The following is a 6,377-nucleotide window of genomic DNA, read 5'->3' as shown; positions in this document are numbered from 1 at the left end:
CGGTTGCAGCGGCCGTAGCGGCCTGAACTTGCCCGCGCCGATCTTGGCGCTGCTGCGCCAGAGGTAATCGCCGGTCAGGTTGATGTGCTCCCAGCCGAGCGGCGACAGGTACTGCAACAGGCCGTCATCGACGGCTTGACCGTGGCCACGCAAGGCGTTCGCGGCCCGCTCCAGATAGACCGTGTTCCATAGCACGATGGCCGCCGTCACCAGGTTGAGGCCGCTGGCCCGGTAGCGCTGCTGCTCGAAGCTGCGGTCGCGGATTTCCCCCAGGCGGTTGAAGAACACGGCGCGGGCCAGCGCGTTGCGCGCCTCGCCTTTGTTCAGCCCGGCATGCACGCGGCGGCGCAGCTCGACGCTTTGCAGCCAGTCCAGGATGAACAGTGTGCGCTCGATGCGTCCCAGCTCACGCAGGGCGACGGCCAGGCCGTTCTGGCGCGGGTAGCTGCCAAGCTTCCTGAGCATCAGCGAGGCCGTCGCCGTGCCCTGCTTGATCGAGGTGGCCATCCGCAGGATTTCATCCCAATGGGCGCGGACGTGCTTGATGTTGAGCGTGCCGCCGATCATCGGTTTCAACGCCTCGTAGGTGGCATCGCCCTTCGGGATGTAGAGCTTGGTGTCGCCCAGGTCACGAATGCGCGGGGCGAAGCGGAAGCCCAGCAGGTGCATCAACGCGAAGACGTGGTCCGTGAACCCTGCCGTGTCGGTGTAGTGCTCCTCGATCCGCAGGTCGGATTCGTGATACAGCAGGCCGTCGAGCACGTAGGTCGAGTCGCGCACGCCGACGTTCACGACCTTGGTGTGGAACGGCGCGTACTGGTCGGAGATATGGGTGTAGAACGTCCGCCCTGGGCTGCTGCCGTATTTCGGATTGATGTGGCCGGTGCTCTCGGCCTTGCTGCCGGTGCGGAAGTTCTGGCCGTCCGACGATGACGTGGTGCCGTCGCCCCAATGCTCGGCGAAGGGATGTCGGAACTGCGCGTTGACCAGCTCGGCCAGTGCCGCCCCGTAGGTTTCGTCGCGGATGTGCCAGGCTTGCAGCCAGGCCAGCTTGGCGTAGGTCGTGCCGGGGCACGATTCCGCCATCTTGGTCAGGCCCAGGTTGATCGCGTCGGCGAGGATCGTGGTCAGCAACAGGTTTTTGTCCTTGGCCAGGTCGCCTGACTTCAGGTGGGCGAAGTGCCGGGTGAAGCCCGTCCATTCGTCTACCTCCAGCAGCAATTCGGTGATCTTGACGTGCGGTAGGATCATCGCCGTCTGGTCGATCAGGGCCTGTGCGGTATCGGGCACCGCCGCATCGAGCGGCGTGATCTTCAGGCCCGACTCCGTGATGATGGCGTCCGGCAGCTCGTTGGCCAGCGCCATGCGGTTGACGGTGGCGAGCTGCGTTTCCAGCAGCGTCAGCCGGTCATGCAGGTACTGGTCGCAATCGGTGGCCACGGCCAGCGGCAATTCGCTGGCCTGCTTGAGGCTGGCGAATTTCGCGGGCGGCACCAGGTAGTCCTCGAAGTCCTTGAACTGGCGCGAGCCTTGCACCCAGATGTCGCCGGAGCGCAGCGCGTTCTTCAGCTCCGACAGCGCGCACAGTTCGTAGTAGCGCCGGTCGATGCCGGTGTCGGTCATCACCAGCTTCTGCCAGCGCGGCTTGATGAACTCGGTCGGCGCGTCGGTGGGCACCTTGCGGGCGTTGTCGCTGTTCATGCTGCGCAGCACCTCGATGGCGTCGAGTACGTCCTTGGCGGCGGGCGCGGCCCGCAACTTGAGCACGTCGAGAAATTCCGGCGCGTAGCGGCGCAGCGTGGCGTAGCTCTCGCCGATGCGGTGCAGGAAATCGAAGTCCTCGGGTTGCGCGAGCCGCTGCGCTTCGGTGACGCTCTCGGCGAAAGCATCCCAGGACATGACGGCCTCGATGGCGGCGAACGGATCGCGGCCCGCTTGCTTGGCCTCGATCAGCGCCTGGCCGATGCGCCCGAACAGCCGCACCTTGGCATTGATCGCCTTGCCGGATGCCTGGAACTGCTGCTGATGCTTGTTCTTGGCGGCATTGAACAGCTTGCCCAGGATGCGGTCATGCAGGTCGATGATTTCGTCGGTGACGGTGGCCATGCCCTCGATGGCGAGCGCCACCAGGGTCGCGTAACGCCGCTGCGGCTCGAACTTCGCCAGGTCGGCGGGCGTCATCTGGCCGCCCTCGCGGGCGATCTTGAGCAGCCGGTTCTGGTGAACCAGCCGCTCGATGCCGGAGGGCAGGTCGAGCGCCTGCCACGCCTTGAGGCGTTCGATGTGTTCCAGCATGTGCCGCGAGTTCGGTTTGACCGGGGATTGCCGCAGCCAGGCCAGCCACGTCGTCTTGCCGTTGTCGCGGCGCTTGAGCAGATCGTCGAGGCGACGGCGATGCACGTCCGTCAGCGGCTCAGCCAAGGCGTCGTAGAGACGCCGGTTGGCGCGGGTAATCGCTTCGGCGCTCGCCCGCTCGACGGCGTTGAGGGCGGGCACAATGACCGACTGCCGCCGCAGGTGCTCGATCAAGGCTCTGGCCAGCACGATGCCCTTGTCGGTTTGCATGGCCAGCTCGGTCAGCAACTGGACAGCCTGCCGGTAGTGGCCAATCGTGAACGGCTGGAAGCCGAACACCGTTTGCAGCTCGACCAGGTGCTCGCGTCGGGTCTGCTCACGCTGCCCGTACTCGTCCCAGCTTTCGATGCCGACCTTGAGCTGGTTGGCGACCAGTCTCAGCAATGGCGGGAACGGTGGCTCATCAGCGCCAAGGATGACGCCGGGAAAGCGCAGGTAGCAGAGCTGCACCGCGAAGCCCAGCCGATTGGCCGGGCCGCGCCGCTGCCGGATGATGGAGAGGTCGCTTTCGCTGAACGTGTAGTGACGGATCAACTCATCCTTGGTGTCCGGCAACGCCAGCAGGCTTTCGCGCTCGGCGGCGGAGAGGATCGAACGGCGGGGCATGCGGTTTCCTTCTTCTTGAAAACGTAGGTTTGTGACAAGCCCGCCAAGGCAACCGGCGCGGCACGGGAATCAAGGCATTGCGATTCTCGAAAATAGTTCTTGAAATTCTATTCTTGATTGCATATCATCTCAACGAGTTTCGATAAGAAAGGATGCGCATGCGACCGTCTGTTGTGCTTGACATGAAGCGAAGCGCAGTGCGTGAAGCGGTAGGCCGCTTTCGCGCCGCGAACCCGCGCGTCTTCGGCTCGGTGCTGCATGGCACCGACCGGGATGGCAGCGACCTCGACCTGTTGGTCGATGCGCTGCCCGGTGCCACGTTGTTGGACTTGGGCGATTTGGAAGAAGAACTGAAATCGCTGCTCGGCGTTGACGTCGATCTGCTGACTCCCGGCGACCTGCCGCCGAAGTTCCGGGCCAAGGTGCTCGCGGAGGCGCAACCGATATGAGCGAGAACCGCCTGCCCGATTACCTCGACCACATTCAGCAGGCCGCAACCGATGCGCGCAGCTTCGTGGAAGGGATGGCCAAGGACGACTTCTTGGCCGACAAGCGCACCCAGCAGGCCGTCATCATGAGCCTGATCGTCATCGGCGAGGCGGCCACAAAGGTGATGGATGGCTACGTCGAGTTCACCCAGGCGCATGCCGACGTGCCGTGGCGCAGCATGCGCAATATGCGTAATCGCATGGCTCACGGCTATTTCGACATCAACCTCGATGTGGTGTGGGAGACGGTACAGGAATGGCTGCCGGCGTTGCTCCAGCAATTGCCCGCCGTGCGTCAGGATGCCGACGATGAAGACCGTAACGACAAAGGCATGGAGCCATGACCAATCAAGCCGCCGATGTTCGGCCCCTCTGGCGTGTTCGATCCCGCGACCTATGAGCCGCGCTCGGGCAAGACCTTCTGGATGGCCGCAACGGACGTGAGTTCGCTGGTGGGCAAGGAGGCAGCAGCCGACACGCTCATCGGCAACTGCACGACCGCACGACCAGCCTCCCGTTCAAATTCGAGTTAGAACTCATATCCAGCCTGTCTGGGGGCACTGTGAAAGAGGGATCTCCGATGACTGTTGAATCGAGAATATTTTCTGTAGCCGAGTATGTTCAGCCGTCCGAAGGCGAGCCTATTCGTTCCGTTGTGCTTGAAACCCGAGACTCAATTATCGTGGTTTGGCATGTCCATCCCGGGCAGGAAATTGCGGCTCACATTCATCCTCACGGCCAAGACACGTGGACTGTTTTGTCGGGAATGGCTGATTACTTTCAGGGCAATGGGATTGTTCGTGCCCTCAGGGAAGGTGAGATAGCCGTGGCAAGACCGGGCCAAGTGCACGGGGCGCGAAATACAGGTACCGAGCCATTTGTGTTCGTCTCGGTTGTGGCATCAGCCAATGCCGGTTTCGTATTGGCTGAGCGATAGAGCCCAATCTCTGGAGTTGGTCCAATGAGCGGTCGGGGAGATAGGTAACAGACATGCAGCGGACACGGCTGCTAAACCAGGTCGCAAACCTCCTTGCGTCGCAGCGTGCCGCAAGCGACGCGATCAATCGAATGGGGTCGGCATGAGACTGAACACCATCCAGTTCCCGACCGCGTAGCCGCCTGTCCTGCCGATCAGGTCTTGACCATCGACGCCTGGGATCAGTCCTGAATGTTCTTGGAGACCACTACGTTATGAGCCGCAGCCGCCGCAAAACACCCATCGTCGGGCACACGACCTGCGGCAGCGAGCGCGAGGACAAGAAGCTCTGGCATCAGCGCTGGCGCACCCGTGAGCGCACGGCGCTGACCAGCGCGTCGCCCGAAGCCCTGAGCGCCCATCTGCCCCTGCTGGAAAACCAGGCCAGCAGCGTCTGGTCGATGGGCAAGGATGGCCGCTCCTACTGGCCCGTCAAGCGCCAGGCCGCCACGGCGGATCGCATCGCCAATCACAAGGGACGCAACCCGCAAGAACGCGCCTCCCTGAAAAAGCGCCTGCTGCGCAAGTGGATGAGCAAATGAAGCTCTCCTTCCATCAGCACATTGCGCTGTTCTGGATGATCGGTGCTCCGGGCGTCTTCGCGCCCGTGATCGAGAACGCCAAGCGGCCCGATGCCGGCGCCGTCATGGCGTGGGGTGTCGCGATCGTGGCGGTGATGATCCTCTTCACCCCTTTGCTGCTGCGCTGTCCACCATTCCGGCGCTGGTATGGCCGGACGGATGCGCTGTCGGAGCGGCAGCGCCAGGCGCTTGCCGAGCGCGGCCTGCGCCGCTACTACCAGACCGCTTTCGATGACGGCTACGTGCCCCGCGTGATGCCCTACGTGTGGCGCATCATCTGGACGGTCGGCGGGTTGATGGCTGTGACCGCCGTACTGCCTACCAACACCGGACGGCCAGCCTTCGATGCCTTGGTGGTCTTCTCGACCTGGTATCCGATAGGCGTGATGCTGCTGGTTTTCGCGTCGAGGCCCCTTGGCCGGTTGATTCGCCAAAGAGCACAGGAGCGGCGGAAATGAGCACGTCAACCATCGAGGCGCTGGCCAGCGCCTGGGCAAGGATTGCCGAGGAAGCGGAATTCCCCGCTGACTACGAGGGGACTGCCACACCACAAGCGCATCGGGCTAGCGAAGCTATTCAGGAGCAGATTCGGGAGCGCATCGTCGCCACCAACGACATGCGGCTGTTCAGCCTGCTGCACCTGCTGGGTCAGGCGTCGCTGCGCATGGAGCAAGCGCTGTGGCCGGAGGATTACGAGCGGATGACGCGCGAGGTTGAGGAAGCCCTGCGGCAAGCCACCGACGCCAACGCCAGATCGTACACCCACGAAGAAGTGATGCAGGCGATGCAGGAACGCATCGACCGGGCGCGAGACAAGCCATGTTGATTGGCTATGCGCGCGTCTCGACGCAGGATCAGAACCTGGAGCTGCAACGCGAAGCCTTGAGCAAGGCCGGATGTAAAAAGGTCTTCGAGGACAAGGTGAGTGGCACGCGGGCAGACCGGCCTGGCTTGGCCAAGACGCTCGAAATGCTGCGCGAAGGCGATACTTTGGTCGTCTGGAAGCTCGACCGGCTGGGCCGGTCGGTCAAGCAACTGGTCGATCTGGTCGGCGATCTGCACAAGCACGGTGTCCAGTTCAGGAGCCTCACCGACTCCATCGACACCGGCACACCATCCGGGCGGTTCTTCTTCCACGTCATGGCGAGCCTTGCCGAAATGGAGCGCGAGCTGACCGTCGAGCGCACCCGCGCCGGGCTGGAAGTCGCCAAGCAGCTCGGCCGCAAAGGCGGCCGCAAGCCGAAGATGACCGACAGCAAGATCGAGTCGGCCAAGAAGCTGCTGGCCAGCGGGGTGCCGCCCAAGGACGTGGCCAAGAACCTCGGCGTGTCCATTCCGACGCTGTACCGCTGGGTGCCAGCCTCCACGCAC

The 6,377-nt window shown here is 63.4% G+C and carries 8 protein-coding genes; 7 read left to right on the top strand and 1 reads right to left on the bottom strand.

The window, feature by feature from the left end; translation table 11 throughout:
- A partial coding sequence (locus HB860_RS21880; protein WP_009309936.1) for a Tn3-like element ISPa38 family transposase occupies positions 1-2,961 on the bottom strand: 2,961 nt, incomplete at its 3' end.
- Positions 2,962-3,143: 182 nt separating this feature from the next.
- Here HB860_RS21880 and HB860_RS21875 point away from each other — a divergent pair.
- The 7 genes from HB860_RS21875 to HB860_RS21845 all read left to right on the top strand — a co-directional run.
- Complete coding sequence (locus HB860_RS21875; protein ID WP_016487057.1) at positions 3,144-3,410, top strand: nucleotidyltransferase family protein; 267 nt, start codon at positions 3,144-3,146, stop codon at positions 3,408-3,410.
- Positions 3,407-3,793, top strand: a complete 387-nt coding sequence (locus HB860_RS21870) for a HepT-like ribonuclease domain-containing protein (RefSeq protein ID WP_003100872.1) — start codon at positions 3,407-3,409, stop codon at positions 3,791-3,793. Before HB860_RS21875 ends, HB860_RS21870 begins: the two co-directional genes overlap by 4 nt.
- A 236-nt stretch (positions 3,794-4,029) precedes the next feature.
- Positions 4,030-4,386, top strand: coding sequence for a cupin domain-containing protein (locus tag HB860_RS21865; protein ID WP_003465043.1), 357 nt, complete (start codon positions 4,030-4,032; stop codon positions 4,384-4,386).
- Between the two features lie 254 nt (positions 4,387-4,640).
- Complete coding sequence (locus tag HB860_RS21860) at positions 4,641-4,967, top strand: hypothetical protein (protein ID WP_003100858.1); 327 nt, start codon at positions 4,641-4,643, stop codon at positions 4,965-4,967.
- On the top strand, positions 4,964-5,464 hold the full coding sequence (locus HB860_RS21855; protein WP_003100856.1) for a hypothetical protein: 501 nt from the start codon (positions 4,964-4,966) through the stop codon (positions 5,462-5,464). Before HB860_RS21860 ends, HB860_RS21855 begins: the two co-directional genes overlap by 4 nt.
- Entirely contained in the window at positions 5,461-5,832 is a 372-nt protein-coding gene (locus tag HB860_RS21850; RefSeq protein ID WP_003100853.1) for a hypothetical protein, read from the top strand. Before HB860_RS21855 ends, HB860_RS21850 begins: the two co-directional genes overlap by 4 nt.
- A partial coding sequence (locus HB860_RS21845) for a recombinase family protein (protein WP_021243029.1) occupies positions 5,826-6,377 on the top strand: 552 nt, incomplete at its 3' end. The genes HB860_RS21850 and HB860_RS21845, both read left to right, overlap by 7 nt.

The sequence above is a fragment of the Aeromonas genomosp. paramedia genome (genome assembly GCF_023093515.1).
Lineage (GTDB): Bacteria > Pseudomonadota > Gammaproteobacteria > Enterobacterales > Aeromonadaceae > Aeromonas.
Note: the sequence above shows the minus strand (reverse complement) of the source record. Positions and strands in the feature narration are given on the sequence as shown.